At 72.1% G+C, this 17425-nt stretch carries 15 protein-coding genes; 8 read left to right on the top strand and 7 right to left on the bottom strand.

Annotation, left to right across the window (positions count from 1 at the left end; translation table 11 throughout):
- Positions 1-76 precede the first annotated feature (76 nt).
- Both ACWCQS_RS04690 and ACWCQS_RS04685 read left to right on the top strand, forming a co-directional pair.
- On the top strand, positions 77-2815 hold the full coding sequence (locus ACWCQS_RS04690) for a SpoIIE family protein phosphatase (RefSeq protein WP_451003103.1): 2739 nt from the start codon (positions 77-79) through the stop codon (positions 2813-2815).
- A gap of 67 nt (positions 2816-2882) precedes the next feature.
- On the top strand, positions 2883-4202 hold the full coding sequence (locus ACWCQS_RS04685) for a hypothetical protein (RefSeq protein WP_451003102.1): 1320 nt from the start codon (positions 2883-2885) through the stop codon (positions 4200-4202).
- 13 nt (positions 4203-4215) lie between these two features.
- Here the strand turns inward: ACWCQS_RS04685 and ACWCQS_RS04680 are convergent, their stop codons facing one another.
- Together ACWCQS_RS04680 and ACWCQS_RS04675 are read right to left on the bottom strand one after the other, a co-directional pair.
- Entirely contained in the window at positions 4216-4449 is a 234-nt protein-coding gene (locus ACWCQS_RS04680) for a hypothetical protein (RefSeq protein ID WP_450983692.1), read from the bottom strand.
- A 91-nt stretch (positions 4450-4540) separates the two neighbouring features.
- On the bottom strand, positions 4541-6382 hold the full coding sequence (locus ACWCQS_RS04675) for a glycoside hydrolase family 15 protein (protein WP_451003101.1): 1842 nt from the start codon (positions 6380-6382) through the stop codon (positions 4541-4543).
- A gap of 153 nt (positions 6383-6535) precedes the next feature.
- Between ACWCQS_RS04675 and ACWCQS_RS04670 the strand changes: the two genes are divergently transcribed.
- The gene (locus ACWCQS_RS04670) at positions 6536-6742 is read left to right on the top strand and encodes a hypothetical protein (RefSeq protein WP_388625588.1); all 207 of its coding nucleotides are present in this window, start codon (positions 6536-6538) and stop codon (positions 6740-6742) included.
- A 143-nt stretch (positions 6743-6885) separates the two neighbouring features.
- Here ACWCQS_RS04670 and ACWCQS_RS04665 read toward each other — a convergent pair whose 3' ends face one another.
- Positions 6886-8019 carry a molybdopterin-dependent oxidoreductase gene (locus ACWCQS_RS04665; RefSeq protein ID WP_451003506.1) on the bottom strand — a complete coding sequence of 378 codons (1134 nt, stop codon included), beginning with the start codon at positions 8017-8019 and terminating at the stop codon, positions 6886-6888.
- Between the two features lie 154 nt (positions 8020-8173).
- Between ACWCQS_RS04665 and sthA the strand changes: the two genes are divergently transcribed.
- Positions 8174-9559, top strand: coding sequence for a Si-specific NAD(P)(+) transhydrogenase (sthA, locus tag ACWCQS_RS04660; protein ID WP_451003505.1), 1386 nt, complete (start codon positions 8174-8176; stop codon positions 9557-9559).
- A 127-nt stretch (positions 9560-9686) separates the two neighbouring features.
- On the opposite strand, the gene ACWCQS_RS04655 is transcribed toward sthA, so the two are convergent.
- The 4 genes from ACWCQS_RS04655 to efeU form a co-directional block, all read right to left on the bottom strand.
- Positions 9687-10163, bottom strand: coding sequence for a DUF5709 domain-containing protein (locus ACWCQS_RS04655; RefSeq protein ID WP_451003100.1), 477 nt, complete (start codon positions 10161-10163; stop codon positions 9687-9689).
- A 69-nt stretch (positions 10164-10232) separates the two neighbouring features.
- Positions 10233-11390 (bottom strand): HoxN/HupN/NixA family nickel/cobalt transporter, encoded by a 1158-nt coding sequence (locus ACWCQS_RS04650; RefSeq protein ID WP_451003099.1) that lies wholly within the window; start codon positions 11388-11390, stop codon positions 10233-10235.
- Between the two features lie 102 nt (positions 11391-11492).
- Positions 11493-12764, bottom strand: a complete 1272-nt coding sequence (gene efeB, locus ACWCQS_RS04645) for an iron uptake transporter deferrochelatase/peroxidase subunit (protein ID WP_451003098.1) — start codon at positions 12762-12764, stop codon at positions 11493-11495.
- Between the two features lie 56 nt (positions 12765-12820).
- The gene (gene efeU, locus ACWCQS_RS04640; RefSeq protein WP_451003097.1) at positions 12821-14851 is read right to left on the bottom strand and encodes an iron uptake transporter permease EfeU; all 2031 of its coding nucleotides are present in this window, start codon (positions 14849-14851) and stop codon (positions 12821-12823) included.
- Between the two features lie 222 nt (positions 14852-15073).
- Between efeU and ACWCQS_RS04635 the strand changes: the two genes are divergently transcribed.
- Genes ACWCQS_RS04635 through ACWCQS_RS04620 form a run of 4 tightly spaced genes read left to right on the top strand, consistent with a single transcriptional unit; the run spans position 15074 to position 17397 of the window.
- Entirely contained in the window at positions 15074-15733 is a 660-nt protein-coding gene (locus tag ACWCQS_RS04635; protein WP_451003096.1) for a DedA family protein, read from the top strand.
- Positions 15733-16026, top strand: a complete 294-nt coding sequence (locus ACWCQS_RS04630) for a hypothetical protein (RefSeq protein ID WP_451003095.1) — start codon at positions 15733-15735, stop codon at positions 16024-16026. The genes ACWCQS_RS04635 and ACWCQS_RS04630 overlap by 1 nt, the downstream gene beginning before the upstream one ends.
- Complete coding sequence (locus ACWCQS_RS04625; protein ID WP_451003094.1) at positions 16023-16778, top strand: phosphatase PAP2 family protein; 756 nt, start codon at positions 16023-16025, stop codon at positions 16776-16778. Before ACWCQS_RS04630 ends, ACWCQS_RS04625 begins: the two co-directional genes overlap by 4 nt.
- The gene (locus ACWCQS_RS04620; protein WP_451003093.1) at positions 16732-17397 is read left to right on the top strand and encodes a response regulator transcription factor; all 666 of its coding nucleotides are present in this window, start codon (positions 16732-16734) and stop codon (positions 17395-17397) included. The genes ACWCQS_RS04625 and ACWCQS_RS04620 overlap by 47 nt, the downstream gene beginning before the upstream one ends.
- Positions 17398-17425: the final 28 nt, after the last annotated feature.

Raw genomic sequence — 17425 nt, 5'->3', positions numbered from 1 at the left:
GCGCGGCTCCGAACGGCCGTAGCCACCTCGGGTGATGGTCTCGCCGGAGCGGGCCGGGCAGTGTAGACATGGGCACATGGTGCGACTGCCCGGCCGAAGTGCGACCCGGCCGCCCCGTCCTTCCGGGCCCCCGCGCGCATCGGAGAGCCCGGGGCCGCGGGGCTCGGGCGGGAACGGCGGCGGCCCCGGGGCGCTGCGGTCGGTGGTGACGGGGCGCAGCGTCGCCGGGCAGGTGTTCGTGCTCCAGGTGGTGATCGTGCTGCTGCTGATCGTCGCGGCCGTGGTGGCACAGGTGCTCCAGGTGCGGCGCGACAGCGACATGGACGCCCAGAACCGCTCGCTCGCCGTCGCCCAGTCGTTCGCGAACGCTCCGGGCACGGCGGCCGCGCTGCGCTCCCCGGACCCGACGGCCATCCTCCAGCCCAAGGCCGAGGCCACGCGCAAGGCGACCGGCGTGGACTTCGTCGTCGTGATGACCACCGACGGTATCCGCTACACGCACCCCAACCCGGACCGCATCGGGAAGAAGTTCGTCGGCACCATCGGCCCCGCGCGGGCCGGCGGCACGGTCGTGGAACACGTCACCGGCACCATAGGCCCGCTGGTGCAGGTCGTGGTGCCCGTGAAGGACGCGGCCGGCAAGGTGGTGGGCCTGGTGTCGGCGGGCATCACCACCGCGCATGTGGGCGGGGCCGCCAAACAGCAGCTGCCCCTGCTGCTCGCGGCGGCAGCGGCGGCGCTCGCGCTGGCCACCGCGGGCACGGCCCTGGTCAGCAGACGCCTGCTGCGCCAGACGCACGGCCTCGGGCCGTACGAGATGACCCGGATGTACGAGCACCACGACGCGGTGCTGCACGCGGTCCGGGAGGGTGTACTGATCGTCGGCGACGAAGGCCGGCTGCTGCTCGCCAACGACGAGGCGCACCGGCTGCTGGACCTGCCCGAGGACGCCGAGCGGCGCAGCGTGCTGGAGCTGGGCCTGGACGACGAGACGGCGACGCTGCTGGCCTCGGGCCGCGTCGCCACGGACGAGGTGCACCTGGTCAAGGACCGGCTGCTGGCCATCAACCAGCGCCCCACCGATGTCCGCGGCGGCCCGGCCGGCAGTGTCACCACGGTGCGCGACTCCACCGAGCTGCGCGCCCTGTCCGGCCGGGCGGAGGTGGCGCGCGAGCGGCTGAACATGCTGTACGACGCCGGGGTGGGCATCGGCACCAGCCTGGACGTGTCCCGTACCGCCGAGGAGCTGGCCGAGCTGGCGGTGCCGCGGTTCGCGGACTTCGCGACCGTGGACCTGTTCGACGCGGTGCTGCACGGCGAGGAGCCCAAGCCGGGCACCGCACTGCGCCGCGCCGCCTGTGCCGGCATCCGCAAGGACTCCCCGCTGTATCCGGTCGGCGAGCGGATCCGGTTCGTGGCCACCTCGCCGCAGGCGCGCAGCCTGACCACCGGGCAGTCGGTCCTGGAGCCCGTGCTGCGCGAGGCGCCCGGCTGGCGCGCGCAGAACCCGGAGCGCACCGGCCGGGTCCTGGCGTACGGCATCCACTCGCTGATCACGGTCCCGCTCCGGGCGGGCAACCTGGTGCTCGGCGTGGCGAACTTCTGGCGTGCGGAGAAGCCGCAGCCGTTCGACGCCGAGGAACTGGCGCTCGCCGAGGAACTGGTCGCGCGGGCGGCGGTGTCCATCGACAACGCCCGCCGGTACACCCGCGAGCACAGCATGGCGGTCACGCTGCAGCGCAGTCTGCTGCCGCGCTCGCTGCCGGAGCAGGACACGCTGGAGATCGCCTACCGCTATCTGCCGGCGCAGTCCGGGGTGGGCGGCGACTGGTTCGACGTGCTGCCGCTGTCCGGTGCCCGGGTGGCGCTGGTGGTGGGGGACGTGGTGGGGCACGGGCTGCACGCGGCGGCCACCATGGGCCGGCTGCGCACGGCGGTGCACAACTTCTCCGCGCTGGATCTGCCGCCCGACGAACTCCTCGGTCTGCTGGACGAGCTGGTGGGCCGGATCGACCAGGACGAGACCGCCGCGGACGGTTCCGCGGCGATCGCCGGAGCGACCTGTCTGTACGCGGTGTACGACCCGGTCGCACGCCATTGCAGTGTGGCCCGGGCCGGCCATCCGCCGCCCGCGCTGGTGCACCCCGACGGCCGGGTGGAGTTCCCGGAGGTGCCGGCCGGGCCGCCGCTGGGTCTGGGCGGGCTGCCGTTCGAGACGGCCGAGCTGGAGCTGGCGGAGGGCAGCCGGCTGGTGCTGTACACCGACGGGCTGGTGGAGGACCGCGAGCGGGACATCGACGTCGGTCTCGAACTGCTGAGCGGCGCCCTGCGCGACACGCCGGGCGGCTCGCCGGAGGAGACCTGCCGCGCCGTGCTGGACCGGCTGCCGGCCCGGCCGAGCGACGACGTCGCGCTGATCGTCGCCCGGACCCGGGTGCTGGGCGCCGACCGGGTCGCCGAGTGGCAGGTGCCGTCCGATCCGGCGGCGGTGTCCGAGGTGCGCTCCGCGGTGACCCGGAAGCTCGCCGACTGGGACCTGGTGGAGCTGGACTTCACCACGGAGCTGATCCTGAGCGAGCTGGTCACCAACGCCATCCGCTACGGGCGCGGCCCGATCGGGGTACGGCTGCTGCGCGACCGCACGCTGATCTGCGAGGTGTCCGACCGCAGCACGACCTCCCCGCATCTGCGGTACGCGGCGACCACCGACGAGGGCGGCCGGGGCCTGTTCCTGGTCGCGCAGCTCGCCGAGCGCTGGGGCACCCGCTACACCTCCGACGGCAAGATCATCTGGGCCGAGCAGCCGCTGCCGTAGATCTCGGCGGAACGGTGTTCGGGAATTGTGTTGAGGACACGTCAGCGAACGGGTGATGATCTCCGGCATGTTCTCACGCAGGAATCGCCGCCCGAAGTCCCCCGATCTCCTCAAGGCCTGGGAGTCCCTGGACTCGGGGGATGTGCCCGGTGCGCTGCGGCAGTTGCGGGCGGCCGGCGAGGAGCAGCCGCTCGCGGAGGTGGCCCTGGTGGTGCGGCGGGCCGCGGCAGCGGCGGGCTTCGACGACCTGGCGGAGGCCGCCGCGGCTCTCGCCGCCGACCCCGAACGCCCCAGGGCGCTCTTCGACTTCGGGTACGCGTGCGTCGAACGCGGCGTGTCCTACCTGGCGATCCCGCCGCTCCGCGAGGCGCTGCGCCGCAGCGACGGTTCGCTCGTCGTGCTGCGGGAGCTGGTGTCGGCGTACGAGGACGAGGGCCGGCACCGCGAGGCGGTCGCCGAACTCGCCCGGCACGAAGGGACGTTCAAGGACTGGCCGGACCGCTATCTGCTGGTGTTCAACGCCGTGCTGGCGGGCGACCTGGAGCTGGCCCGGCGCCAGCACGCACTGCTGGCCGACCCCGAGGACACGCAGTGGCAGCCGGCGCGGGACCGGCAGACCCGGGTGCTGGAGCGCGCGGCCGACGCCGAGCGGGTGTCCTCGCTCGATCTGACCGATCTGCGCGGCTGGCAGTACGTGATCGCCGGCACGGTCCTCGGCACCCTGTCGCCGTACGGCTTCGACGCGGGCATGCGCGGCCGCTACGCCTGGCTGCAGGACACCCCCGACGGCTGTCTGCGCGGTCTGCTGCGGCTGCGCACGCTGCTGGAGGCCACCGAGACGCGGCCGCGGTCGGTGTCGCTGCTGCCCGACCGGGACTCGCGGATCCTCGGTCTCGCCGCGGCCGAGGTGCTGGACCTGCCGGCCGAGCCGTTCGCGCCCGGCCGGACGGACACGGTGGTCGTCGCCTACGACCTCGACGGTCTGGCGGCGCACGACGGCGGCCCAAATTTCGTCGGGCAGCTCTTCGAGCGCGTGCCCGGTCAGGTGCTGCACGCGCACGCGAGCTGCTGGACGGACCCGCCCGCGATCACGCCGGACAGCGTGGGGCTGCTGCACCAGTCGGTCGTGCCGCCCTGGGGTGAGCACCTGCGCGCAGGCGCGGACGGCGGCGTCGAGCGGGGCCCCGTGGACGACCGCCCGGAGGCGGAGATCGCCGCCGAGGTGACGGCCGCCGATGCCCCCGCCGATCCGGGGGACGGCGAGGGCCCGGCGGACGACGACGCGCCGTTCGCCGCGTTCGCCGGCGCCGTCAGGGGCACCTGGCTGCGCGGCGACCGGGCGCGCGTCGACTCAGCCGGGCCCGTCCCGAGTTCCCGCTTCGCCTGAGCGGAGGAGGCGGTCAGCCGCTCAGCCGCTCGCGCAGCAGTTCCTTGCCCATCTCGGCGCCCTTGCGGCTGTCGGCCTGAGCCTTGTGGAACAGGTCCATGAGCTCGCGGTCGTTGTCGCGTTCGGCGTCCTGGATGTACGTCTCCAGGCGCAGGGCGTTGTCCAGACACGCCTCGACGTACCAGATGAGGTCGTAGTTCTTGTCGCGGGTACCGGTGATGCCACCTGTCTCACTGGAGCTGGTCATACGGGGTCTCCTCCTTCTGTCGACCCTGCGTCGGTCTCCTTTCGGAGACTGACGGGTACCCGTACGACCTGCGCACACACCGCCCCGATGGTCAGCCGAGGGCGCGGTCGAGGTTGAAGGCGGCGCTGATCAGGGACAGGTGGGTGAACGCCTGCGGGAAGTTCCCCTGTTGCTCGCCGGTACGGCCGATCTCCTCCGCGTACAGCCCGAGGTGGTTGGCGTAGGTGAGCATCTTCTCGAAGGCCAGCCGGGCCTCGTCGAGCCGGCCGGCCCGCACCAGCGCCTCCACGTACCAGAAGGAGCAGATGGAGAAGGTGCCCTCGTCGCCGCGCAGCCCGTCGGGGCTGGCCTGCGGGTCGTAGCGGTAGACCAGGGAGTCGGAGACCAGGTCCTCGGTGAGGGCGTCCAGGGTGGACAGCCACTTGGGGTCGGTGGGCGCGATGAACTTGGCGAGCGGCATCATCAGCAGCGAGGCGTCCAGCACGTCGCCGCCCTCGTGCTGCACGAAGGCGCACCGGCGCTCGGACCAGCCGCGGTCCATGATCCGCCGGTAGATCGTGTCGCGGGCCTGCCGCCAGCGGAGCAGCTCGGCGGGCAGGCCGCGGTGGTTGGCGAGGCGGATGGCCCGCTCGATGGCCACCCAGCACATCAGCCGTGAGTACGTGAAGTTCTTGCGGCCGCCGCGGGTCTCCCACACGCCCTCGTCGGGCTGGTCCCAGTGCGCGCACACCCAGTCGACCAGCTTGCACACGTCGTCCCACTGGCAGCTGGAGATCGGCTGGGCCCATTTGTCGTAGAGGTAGATGGAGTCGATCAGGGCCCCGTATATGTCCAGCTGGAGCTGGTCGGCGGCGGCGTTGCCGACCCGGACCGGGGCGGAGCCCAGATGGCCCTCCAGGTGCGGCAGCTCGCGCTCGGGCAGGTCGGGGCGGCCGTCGATGCCGTACATGATCTGGAGCGGCGGTGCGGAGCTGTCAAGGTCGCAAGGGCTGACGTGCGTGGTCAGGAAGCGCATGAACGCCTCGGCCTCCCCGGCGAAACCGAGCCGCAGCAGCGCGTACACGGCGAAGGCGGCGTCCCGCACCCACACATACCGGTAGTCCCAGTTCCGCTCGCCGCCGAGCTGCTCCGGCAGGCTGGTGGTGGGGGCGGCGACGATGGCGCCGGTGGGCGCGTAGGTGAGCAGCTTCAGGGTCAGGGCGGAGCGGTGCACCATCTCGCGCCAGCGGCCCCGGTAGCGGGACTGGCGCAGCCAGCGCCGCCAGTAGGCGACCGTGGCGTTGAACTGGTGCTCGGCCTCGGCGTGGGCGCAGCCTCGGGGGGCCACCGTGTCGCCCACCTGGTCGAGGGCGAACACCGCCGACTCGCCTTCGCCCAGCTTGAAGTCGCCGCGCGCGTCCCGGTCGTCGTGCTCCAGATCGACGGTGGAGATCAGCGCCAGGGACCGCTCGGCGGACTCGAAGACGATGGTGCCGCCCATGGTGCGCAGGGTGTGCGGGGCCGCGCCGTAGTCGAACCGCGGGGCGACCAGCACCCGGAAGGGTACGGTGCCGCGGACGCAGACCACGCGCCGGATCAGCCGGTGCCGGCCCGCCTCGCCCATGCCGTCGGAGGTGACCGGCATGAAGTCCTGCACCTCGCCGACGCCGTCCTCGGTGAAGAACCGGGTGATCAGTACGTTGGTGTCGGGGAAGTAGAACTGCTTGGTACGCGCGGGTACGGCGGCGGCCAGCTCGAAGCAGCCGCCGCGCTCGGCGTCGAGGACGGCCGCGAAGACGCTCGGGGAGTCGAAGGACGGACAGCAGTACCAGTCGATCGTGCCGTTCGTGCCGACCAGGGCCACACTGCGCAGGTCGCCGATGAGTCCGTGCTCGGCGATCGGCAGATAGCGGGGGTGGGAGCGGACGTCCTCGGGAAACGGGGTCTCGGCCATCTGCGGCCTCCCGGTGAGCGGTGCGAGATGTTTTCCAGCTTAGGTGCGTGTGCTCTCGGGTGGCGTGGGAAGGCGCTGCGGGGAATGGTGAGAGTGTGCCCCGTTCGGCGGCACCGGCACGGATGCGGTCATCCGGACCGAGGAGGAGGCATCATGTCGACGATCACACCCGACGAGTCCCGGTCGTCCGACGACCACTGCACCCCGGACGCCCTGCTCCACTCCGCACCCTCCAGGGATGTCACCCCGGAGGATCTGGTGATGGCGGCGGGCAGGGACGTCACACCGAAGAACCTCGACTGGGCACGCCGCAAGATGGAGAAGGAGGGCCCGACAGCCATCGAGAGGCTGATGCCGTAGGGCGGTCCGGGGAAGCAAGGGCTGGTTTCAACGGGGGCACAACAGCCGACTGGAATGGGCGCGGGGCCGTATGCGATGTGCGGCTCCGCCGCGGGGTGCGATCAACCACACACAGCCCGCACCCCGTCGCGCCACGCAAGCTCCTACGGCGAGTGGGCGTCGGCCACACACACCACCCGCACCCAGCACACCGCGTTGTTGCCGAAGCCACCCCGGTTCCAGCACTGGTCTTGGGGCTGGCTGCGACCACCGGCGTCGGTCGCCCGTGCGCCCACCGCGTATTCGCCGGGCACCGCGGCCCAGTCGTGGTGCCAGCGGCGCCACGCCCACCTGTGCCCGTCCGCCACCGGCTCGAGGTGGGCCGGCGCCCAGTGGGCGCCACGGTCCGTGCTGACCTCCACCGAGGAGACGGGGGCCTGCCCGGACCAGGCGCGGCCGGCAAGCCGCACCACCCCCGGCCGCACCACCCGCGTGCGGGACATGAAGTCGGGAAAGCCGGGCGGCACCAGCAGGGCGCGTGGCGCGATCCGCGTGACCGGCTCGCCCGGCTCGTCGGCGGTGCGCCTGATCCGATACGCGACCGACTGCTGGAAGCCTGTGAACGGTACGTCGCTCACCGTGAGCGAGCGCAGCCACTTCACCTGCGCCATGCCGTACCAGCCGGGCACGATCAGCCGCAGCGGCCGGCCGTGCTGCGGGGGCAGGGGCGCGCCGTTCATGGCGGTGGCGACCAGCACCGCCGGATCGTCGCCGAGGGCGACGGCCAGGGGCAGGGCACGCTGGTAGTCCTGCTCGACGCCCCGCTCGACTCCGTGATCGGCGCCGGTGAAGACGACGTCGGCGGCCGCCGGGTCCGCGCCCGCCTCGGCGAGCAGCAGCCTGAGCGGCACGCCCGTCCAGTCGGCGGTGCCGACCGCCTCCACCAGCCAGGGCTGGCTGACCGGCCGGGGAGTCAGCAGGGCCCGGCCGTTGCCCGCGCACTCCAGGGTCACCCTGGTGGTGACCTGCGGGAAGGACAGCAGGTCGGCGAGGGACAGGTCGAGCGGGGTGCGCACCCGGCCGTCGACGGTCAGCCGCCAGGCACCGGCGTCCGGCACGTACGGGATGTCGTAGTGCGTGAGGACGTAGTGAAGTCCCGGCGGGGTGACGTCGTGCTGCAGCGCCTCCAGGGGCAGACCGTGGTTGCGGGTGGCGAGCGCGAGTTCGTCGGCGCCGATCCCCTCGCCGGGACCGGCCAGCCGGGCGGGGGAGCTCACGTCGCCGGATCGCTCGCCCATGGCGTCATTGTCCTCCCGGGGCACCGGCGCGGCGACCAAGGCCGGCACCGGCGGCAACCGCCGCGCGGCTCCGGGGATTTCGACGGCGGCGATCCCTTCCGGAGTGACCCGCAGGGCTGTCAGACTCCCGAAGGTGCCCGACTTCGACTTCGACATGCTCGTCATCGGATCCGGACCCGGGGGTCAGAAGGCCGCCATCGCCGCGGCCAAGCTGGGCGGCCGGGTCGCCGTCGTCGACCGCCCCGACATGCTCGGCGGGGTGTCCCTGCACACCGGAACCATTCCTTCCAAGACGCTGCGCGAGGCGGTGCTGTACCTGACCGGTCTCACCCAGCGCGATCTGTACGGGCAGAGCTACCGGCTGAAGGACGACATCACCGTCGCCGATCTGACCGCGCGCACCCGGCACGTGGTCGGCCGCGAGGTGGACGTCGTGCGCAGCCAGCTCGCCCGCAACCAGGTGACCGTGTACGCCGGCACGGCCCGGTTCGCCGACCCGCACACCGTCGCGCTGTCCGAGATCTCCGGCCGGGAACGGCGCCTGAGCGCCGCGCACATCGTCATCGCCACCGGCACGCGGCCGGCCCGCCCGGACACGGTCGAGTTCGACGGGCGGACGATCATGGATTCCGACAACGTGCTCTCGCTGGAGCGGGTGCCGCGGTCCATGGTGATCGTGGGTGCCGGCGTGATCGGCATGGAGTACGCCTCCATGTTCGCGGCACTGGGCAGCAAGGTGACGGTGGTGGAGAAGCGGCCCGGGATGCTGGATCTGTGCGACGTCGAGATCGTGGAGTCGCTCAAGTACCACCTGCGGGACCTGGCCGTCACCTTCCGGTTCGGCGAGACCGTCGCCGCCGTCGAACGCCATCCGCGGGGCACGCTGACCGTGCTGGAGAGCGGCAAGAAGATCCCCGCGGACACGGTGATGTACTCGGCGGGCCGACAGGGCCTCACCGACGAACTCGACCTGGACAGGGCCGGGTTGGCGGCGGACGCACGCGGCCGGATCGAGGTGGACGAGCACTACCGCACCGAGGTGCCGCACATCTACGCGGTCGGTGACGTCATCGGCTTCCCGGCGCTCGCGGCGACCTCGATGGAGCAGGGCCGCGCGGCCGCGTATCACGCGTTCGGGGAGCCGGTGGGGCGGATGCACCGTCTGCAGCCGATCGGGATCTACACGATCCCGGAGATCAGCTTCGTCGGCCGGACCGAGGACCAGCTCACCGAGGACCGGGTGCCGTTCGAGGTGGGCGTTGCCCGGTACCGGGAGCTGGCCCGAGGCCAGATCATCGGGGACTCGCACGGCATGCTGAAGCTGCTGGTCTCCCCGGTCGACCGCACGCTGCTCGGGGTGCACTGCTTCGGCTCCGGTGCGACGGAGCTGATTCACATCGGGCAGTCGGTGATGGGCTGCGGGGGGACCGTGGACTACCTGGTCAACGCGGTGTTCAACTATCCGACGCTGGCCGAGTCGTACAAGGTCGCTGCGCTGGACGCGACGAATCGGCTCCGCCAGGTGGACCGGTTGGGGTAGCGCCGTTGGGGGTGCGGATTCGTCGCCGGGTGCGGGTGGTCTGTGGTTGCTCGCGCCCACGCGGCGCAGCCGCATATCGATACAGCCCCGCGCCCCTTGGTGGGACCAGCCCCGTCGGCCGACCAGCTCAGGTCTCGTCCTCGACCACATGCACGGCTGCCTCTTCCGCCCCCGCCGCACCCCCGTCCACGCCCACGTCCCGCGCGATCTCCTCCTTGGTGGTGTTCGTGTGCGCGCCCTCGTCCGGGGCGACCAGGCGGCCTGCGCGGGAGGCGCCCGCCTCGGGGTCGACCGGCTCGCCCTCGCCGCCGGGGAGGTCGCCGATCTCGTCGCCCGCCGGTGCCTGCGCGTCCGGGGCCTCCTGGGCGAGGCGTTCGTCCAGGGTTTCCCCGGCGTGCTGCTCGGCGGCGGTGGTGCCCTTCTTGGTGACGGCCAGGGGGCGTTCCGGCGGGGAGTAGCCCTCGTCGAGGACGTCGTCGTAGGTGCGCTCGTCGACCGCGTCCTGGAGGTCAAGGGGACCGGCGTCCGCCTGTTCCTCGTTGGTTCCGGTGGGCTGGTAGGCGTCGTCCGCCATCGGGGTCTGCTCGGACTGCTGGTCGCTCATGGTCGCCTCCCTCTGGGCTCACGGACGGTCCCGGACCGCGTTTCCCGGAAGCGGGCGGCCAACCCCCGGTCAGGACCCCGACTGCTCGGCCGTGGCCAGGCCCTGCGTCCACTTCTCCTCGATACGGCCCGCCTTCCACACCAGCAGGGCGACGGCCCAGGTGGCGAAGAACAGGCCGACGATGACGAAGCCGACGGTGTTGAGGTCGAGGCCGGAGATCCAGTCCCAGAAGGCGCCGTGCAGGTCGAGCTTGTCGGCGAGGAGGCCGAGGAGCTCGACGGTGCCGATGATGAGGGCGACGGCGACGGACAGGCCGGTGATGGTGAGGTTGTAGTAGACCTTGCGGACGGGCTTGGAGAACGCCCACTCATAGGCGAAGTTCATGAACGAGCCGTCGATGGTGTCCAGCAGGGACATGCCGGCCGCGAAGAGGACGGGCAGGCAGAGGATGGCGTACCAGGGCAGGCCGGAGGCGGCGCCCGAGCCGGCGAGGACCAGCAGGGCGATCTCGGTCGCGGTGTCGAAGCCGAGGCCGAACAGCAGGCCCAGCGGGTACATCTGCCACGGCTTGCTGATCGAGCCGGTGACCCGGCCGAGGAGGCGGTTCATGAAGCCGCGGTTGTTCAGCTGTGTCTCCAGCGCGGCCTCGTCGTAGGCGCCGGAGCGCATCTGCCGGAAGACCTTCCAGATGCCGGCCAGGATGACGAGGTTGATGCCGGCGATGAGGTAGAGGAAGGTGCCGGAGACCGTCGTACCGATCACGCCGGTCACCTGGTGCAGCTGCGAGTTGTCGTCGCGGACCCCTCCGGCCAGGGACTTCATGCCGAACGAGAGCAGCAGGGAGAGCCCGAAGACGATACTGGAGTGACCGAGGGAGAACCAGAAGCCGACCGACAGCGGGCGCTGTCCCTGGCCCATGAGCTTGCGGGTGGTGTTGTCGATCGCCGCGATGTGGTCGGCGTCGAAGGCGTGCCGCATGCCGAGGGTGTAGGCGGTGACGCCGATGCCGATGCCGAAGGACTGGGTTCCCACACTGAAGTGCTGAGGGGCGATGACACCGATCAGGGTGCCCCAGCCGATGATGTGCAAGGCGAGCACGAACGCGGCCATTCCGCCGATCCTGGTCCATTCCTGGCGCGTCATGGAGCCGCGGACGCGTTGCCAGGCCGAGTACTTGGCGTCGGCCTGGGCGGGGAGGGACGGAGCGGAACCGGGGGCGGCCGTCATCGGGAGGGGCATCCTTCTGTGGTGCGGGTACGGCTGCACAGCGCAGCCACGCGCTATACAACCGCACTTGCAACCAATGTGCAATAAGGCCGCCGGGTGCCGTCAGACGGAGAGCATGCCCCGCCCCAGCCAGTCCTTGGCGTCCCGGACGCCGGGCAGGGCGAAGAAGTAGCCGCCGCCCGTCGGGGAGATGTAGTCCACGAGGGGCTCGTCGATCAGCCGGGTCTGCACCGCCTCGAACTGGCGCTTGACGTCCTGGTTGTAGCAGCAGAAGACCAGGCCCATGTCGAGGTTGCCGACGTTGTCCACGCCCCGGTCGTAGTTGTAGCCGCGGCGCAGGATCCGGGAGCTGTCGGTCGAGGCCTTGCGCGGGTTGGCGAGGCGGATGTGGGCGTCGAGGGGGATCGCGGTGCCGTGCGGGTCCTTGGCGTAGTTGGGGATGTCGGTCTCCTTGGCCCCGTCGAGGGGCGCGCCGGTGTCCTTGCGGCGGCCGAACATCTTCTCCTGCTCGGTGAGCGAGACCCGGTCCCAGAACTCGACCAGCATCCGGATGATCCGGATGACCTGGTAGCTGCCGCCCTTGGTCCAGGCGGGCTCGCCCTGGCCGTCGCCGACCCAGATCAGCTTGTTCGTCTCGCGGGCGGAGGTGACGTCCGGGTTGGCGATGCCGTCCTTGAAGCCGAGCAGGTTGCGCTGGGCGCCGGTGGGGCGCGGTGCGTTCTGGAAGCCGTCGATGCGCCACTTGATCTGCATGGCGCCGCGGGTGTGCCGGGCGATGTCGCGCAGGGCGTGCAGCACGGTGTCCTGGCTCTGGGCGCAGATCTGCAGGGACAGGTCGCCATGGCACTCGGCCGCGTTCAGGTTGTCGTTGGGGAAGGTCCGCATCGGGGTGAGCCGGGCGGGCCTGGCCTTGCCGAGGCCGTAGCGGTCGTCGAACAGGGAGGCGCCGACACCGACGGTGACGGTGAGGCCGTCCGAGGGGACCTCGGGGCCGAGGATGCCGTTGTCGGAGGGCGGCGCGCCGACGCCCAGGTCGGTGGGGGCGCCCCCGGAGGTGAGGAAGCGGGCCCGCTCGGTGATGGTCTTCAGCAGGTCGGTCAGGCCCTTGCGGTCGTCGGCTATGACGTCCAGCGAGACGAAGGTGGCGGCGGCCGGTGCCGGGGTGACGATGCCGGCCTGGTGGGCCCCGTGGAAGGGGACCTTGGCCGTGCCGTCGGCGTTCGCCGACTGCGCCTGCGCGGTGCCGCCGCTCTCGCCGAGGGCGAAGCCGCCGCCCGCCAGCACCGCTCCGGCGGCACCGGCGCCCAGCGCGGTCCGCACGAACGAGCGGCGGGCGGGGCCGACAGGGCAGGCCGACGGTTCGGCAGTGGACATCGCAGGGTTCCCTTCGGGGTGCGGGTGCGCGGACATGATCGGGCGGGCTTCGGACATCAGGCGGACTTCCGGATCTCGAGCAGGTCCGGGATCGGGGCGAGGTCTTCCAGCAGCTGGCCGGTGGCACCGTTCAGGTGCTGCCGGTCGGCCTGGGCGAGCCGGTCGACGGGGGTCCAGTGGCCGCCGTCGTGGGCGCCGTCCAGGAGTTTCTGCACACGGGCGATGTCCGCGTCGACCATGGGGAGCAGCTTGGGCGCGCGGCTGGTGAGCAGCGGCTTGAGGACGGTGAGCAGCTCGCGGGTGCCGCTGAGGTTGGCGTCGGCGGTGGCGAGGTTGGTGCCGCTGCCCTCGTCGGTGTCGCCGGTCAGCTCGAACTGGAGGGTGTTCTCCAGGATCTCGTGTGCGCGCAGCGGCAGGTCGCCGGGGTCGAAGTCCTGGCTCGGGAACGCCTTCTGCAGTCCGGCGGAGTCGGTGGCGAGCTGCTGGGCGGGGCCGGTCAGGTCCTTGGCCGACTGGCCGTGCCACAGGCCGTACTCGATGCGGTGGAAGCCGCTGAAGTCCTTGTCGTCCACGCCGTCGGCCAGTCCGTCGGCCCGGCCGTTGATCTTCTTGTCGAAGTCCTCGAAGGTGCCGTAGGCGGCGCCGAGCGAGGAGTAGGTCAGGTGGGCGGTGAGCCAGTCGGTACGGGCCTTGTCCAGGTGGTTGCCCCGGATGTCGTCGGCGAGCGTCCGGGTCTGGCCGACGAGGGTGGCCAGGCCCTGGCCGACGTACGCCTTGTACGCCGTCAGGGGGCCCGCGAGGTCCTGTTCGGAGACGGGGACGACCGGCTTGGCCGCGCCGCCGCCGCTGACGGTGACCGACTTGGAGGTGACGGCCTTGCCGCCGGTGGGGACACAGCGCCAGGCGTAGGTGCCGCCGGCGACGGTGGCGACGAGGTCGCGGGTGGTGCCGGGGGCGAGGCCCTCGATCTCGCCGTAGACCGCGCTGGTCGACGGGTCGATCAGGTACACCTCGGCGGTCTTGCTGCCGGTGTTCTGCATCTGGAAGGTCTGCCGGCCCGGCCGCGGCGCGGTGAAGCCCTTGCCGCACTCGGTCTCGGAGACGGCGACGGTCTGGTCCCCGGCGGGCTTGGGCCGGGAGAGGGCGACGACGAATCCGGCGATCACGGCGGGTACGGCGACCACGGCGGCGGGCACCACCCAGACCGGTCGGCGCCGCTGCGGCTGGCCGGCCTTCGGCTCGCGCTCGGGGCGCTCCTTCTCCTGCTTCGGAGCCGTGGTCCGCACGCCGCGCACGAACAGGGTCATCACGACGGCCAGGTAGGCGACATAGGCCAGCACCTGCAGCCAGGTCATGGCCGGGGTGAGGTTGAGGACGCCCTGGATCAGGGTGCTGTACCAGGAGCCGGCGTCGACGCCGCTCGCGAGATCGACCGCATAGGCCGTCTTCCCGGGCAGCACGCCGCCCTCCTGGAGGTCGCGCAGGCCGTAGCCGAGGACACCGGCCGCGATGACGATCAGCACGGCGCCGGTGGCGGTGAAGAACTTCGTCAGGTTGATCTTCAGCACGCGCCGGTACAGGCCCCAGCACAGGCCTGTCGCGAGGACCAGGCCGACGGCGGCGCCGGTCAGCGGTCCGGCCGACTCGCCGGCCGCCTGGGCGGTGGTCCACAGGAAGAGGGCGGTCTCCAGGCCCTCACGGCCGACCGCGAGGAACGAGGTGAGGATCAGCACTCCGGAGCCCATGGCGAGGGCGCCGGTCACCTTCTCCTTCAGTTCTCCGGAGAGGCCGCGGGCCGAGCGGCGCATCCAGAAGACCATGGCCGTGACGAACGCGACCGCGATCACGCTGAGGGTGCCGCCGAACGCCTCCTGGGCGGTCTGCGGCATGGAGGCGGCGGTGAAGGTGAGCACCGCGCCGAAGCTCATGGCCACGGCGACGGCGGCCAGGACGCCGGTCCACACCTGGGGCAGCCGCGAGCGCGCCTCGGCCCGCACCAGGGTGGCGACCAGGATGGAGACGATGAGTCCGGCTTCCAGTCCCTCCCTGAGTCCGATCAGGAAACTCGGAAACGCGTCGTCCCACATGCCCTGCTGCCCTCCCTGTTAGTTAGTGAAGGCATACCTTACCTTCGCGGACCATCATGACCACGATCATGTAGTCGGCCGGTCATAAAGCGGTAATGGACAGGTAAAGTCCGGGAACGTTCGCCGCTCTCCGTTCGTCTACGGGTCGATAGACCGTCTACAAATGTGTAGTCGGATCCAGTCACAGTCCACGTCACAGTCGAAGGAAAGGGCGTACGGCGCATGGCCACTCCCCCACACCTGGCGTCGCAGCTCGCGGTCAACGTGCTCGACGCCCATTCGCTGCTCGCCGCCTTCGGCGTGCTCGGCGTCGGCGTGGTTCTCTTCGCGGAGACGGGCCTGCTGATCGGGTTCTTCCTGCCCGGAGACTCCCTGCTGTTCACGGCGGGGCTGCTGTGCACGGGCAAGTCCGACAGCACGGTGCACCTCTCGCTCGGGCCGCTGCTCGTCGCGGCTGCCGTCGGCGCGCTGGCCGGCGCGCAGTGCGGGTTCCTGATCGGCCGGAAGGCGGGCGGCGCGCTGCTGGCCCGCAGCCGGTCGGCGAAGCTGCGCGAGGGCGCGCAGCGCGCCGAGGAACTCCTGGAGCGGTACGGACACGCGAAGGCGATCGTGCTGGCCCGCTTCATCCCGGTGGTGCGGACGGTGCTCAACCCGCTGGCGGGCGCCCTCGAGGTCCCGGCCCGGACCTTCACCCTCTGGCAGGTGGCGGGCGGCCTCGTGTGGAGTCTCGGTGTCACGCTCGCGGGATACGCGCTGGGCTCCTCGATCCCGAGCATCGACAAGTACCTGCTTCCGCTGATCGCGCTGATCGTCGTCGTGTCCCTCCTCCCGCTCGCGGCCGAGGTGCTGCGCTCCCGCAGGGCGGCCAGGGAGACCCGCTGATGACGTCCGCTCTGTCCGGCTCCCCGGCCGACGGGCCGCTCCACCTCGACGTGGTGGGCCGGTGGCGGGGCCGCCGGCACGGGGCGGACGCTGCGGGGACGGCGGTGACCGTGGCGGCTGTGGCCTGCGCCGCGGCGGTCGCCCTGTTCTTCGTCTCCCGGCGGCCGGGCGCCGTCGCCCCGGTGTGCGCGCTCTTCCTGGCCATGATCGTCCTTCGCCGCCCGCGGACCCGCCTCACCGGACCTCTGGCGGGGGCCTGGCTGCGCCCGCGGCTGGTGGCGGCACCCGTATGAGGTCCGGACGGCTCGCGGAGTCGGCGGGCACGGTGGCCCTGGGCGCCTGGATGGCGTTCGCGGCGCTGGCCGCCGTGGTGGTGAGCGACCAGGGCGGCCCGCTCGCCCCGGACCGGGGCCTGCTGTCCTGGTCCGTCGAACACCGCCCGCCGGTCGCGGTGGCGGTGGCCCGCGGCCTGACCGCCACGGGCACGGGTGTCGTGCCGTACGTCCTGGTGGTCCTCGCCGGGCTGATCGCCGGACGCACCGGGCAGCAGCGGCTGGTGGCCGTGCCGCTCGCCGCGGTCTGCCTGGGCGCGGGCCAGGCGGTGCGATACGGCGTGATGGAGCTGGTCGCCAGGGCCCGGCCGCCGCAGTACGACTGGCAGACCCAGGCCTCCGGCTGGTCGTTCCCCTCGGGTCACACGACCACGGCCGCGCTGACGGCGGGCCTGTTGATCACGGCCCTGTGCCTGCGTGCCCTGCACGGCCGGACCGTGCTGTGTCCGCTGGTCGCGTGCTGGGGGGCGGGGGTCGGGCTGACCCGTGTCTTCCTGGGCGTCCACTGGTTCACCGACGTGGTCGGCGGCTGGCTGCTCGCCGTCGGCTGGCTCGGTGTCTTCGTCTGCGTGGTGGCCCGGTGGCTGCCCGGGCGATACGTCCCCCGTGCCCCGCAGCGGGGCCTACCCCACCCGAACGACACGGCCGACGGGCCGGTGGAGAGACATGCGCCCCAGGATCCTCATCGTCGAGGACGATCACGCCCTGCGTGACGTGCTGCGCCGTGGTCTGCAGGACGAGGATTTCGACACGGTCTGCGCCGGCGACGGCGCCACCGCGCTGCGGCTGGCGACACCGGACGTGTCCGGCGTCGTACTGGACGTCGGTCTGCCCGACGCCGACGGCCGCGACGTCTGCCAGGCGATGCGGGCCAACGGCTTCCTGGCCCCGGTCCTCTTCCTGACCGCGCGGCATGGGCTCACGGACCGCCTGTCCGGCTTCTCGGCCGGCGGGGACGACTATCTGCCCAAGCCGTTCCACCTCGCCGAGCTGACCGCCCGGCTGCGCGCCGCCCTGCGCCGGACCGCGCCCCCGGCCCCGGCGGCCGCCGCGGGCGAGCTGGTGCTGGACGCCGTCCGGCACAGCGCCACCGTGTCCGGCAGCCGCGTCGATCTCACACCGACGGAGTTCCGGCTGCTGGCGGCGCTCACCGCGGCCGGCGGGGAGCTGGTGCGCCGCCGTGACCTGCTCCGCGCGGGCTGGCCGGAGGGGGCACAGGTCAGCGACAACACGCTGGACCAGTATCTGACCCGGCTGCGCCGCAAACTGCGCACGACGGGCAGCGATCGGACCATCGCCACGTCCCGCGGGATCGGCCACCGCCTGACCTGAGGCGCTGGCACGACGGCCCGGGGCGGTC

The sequence above is a fragment of the Streptomyces sp. NPDC002076 genome, from assembly GCF_053593835.1.
This window is presented reverse-complemented; position numbering and strand designations above follow the sequence as displayed.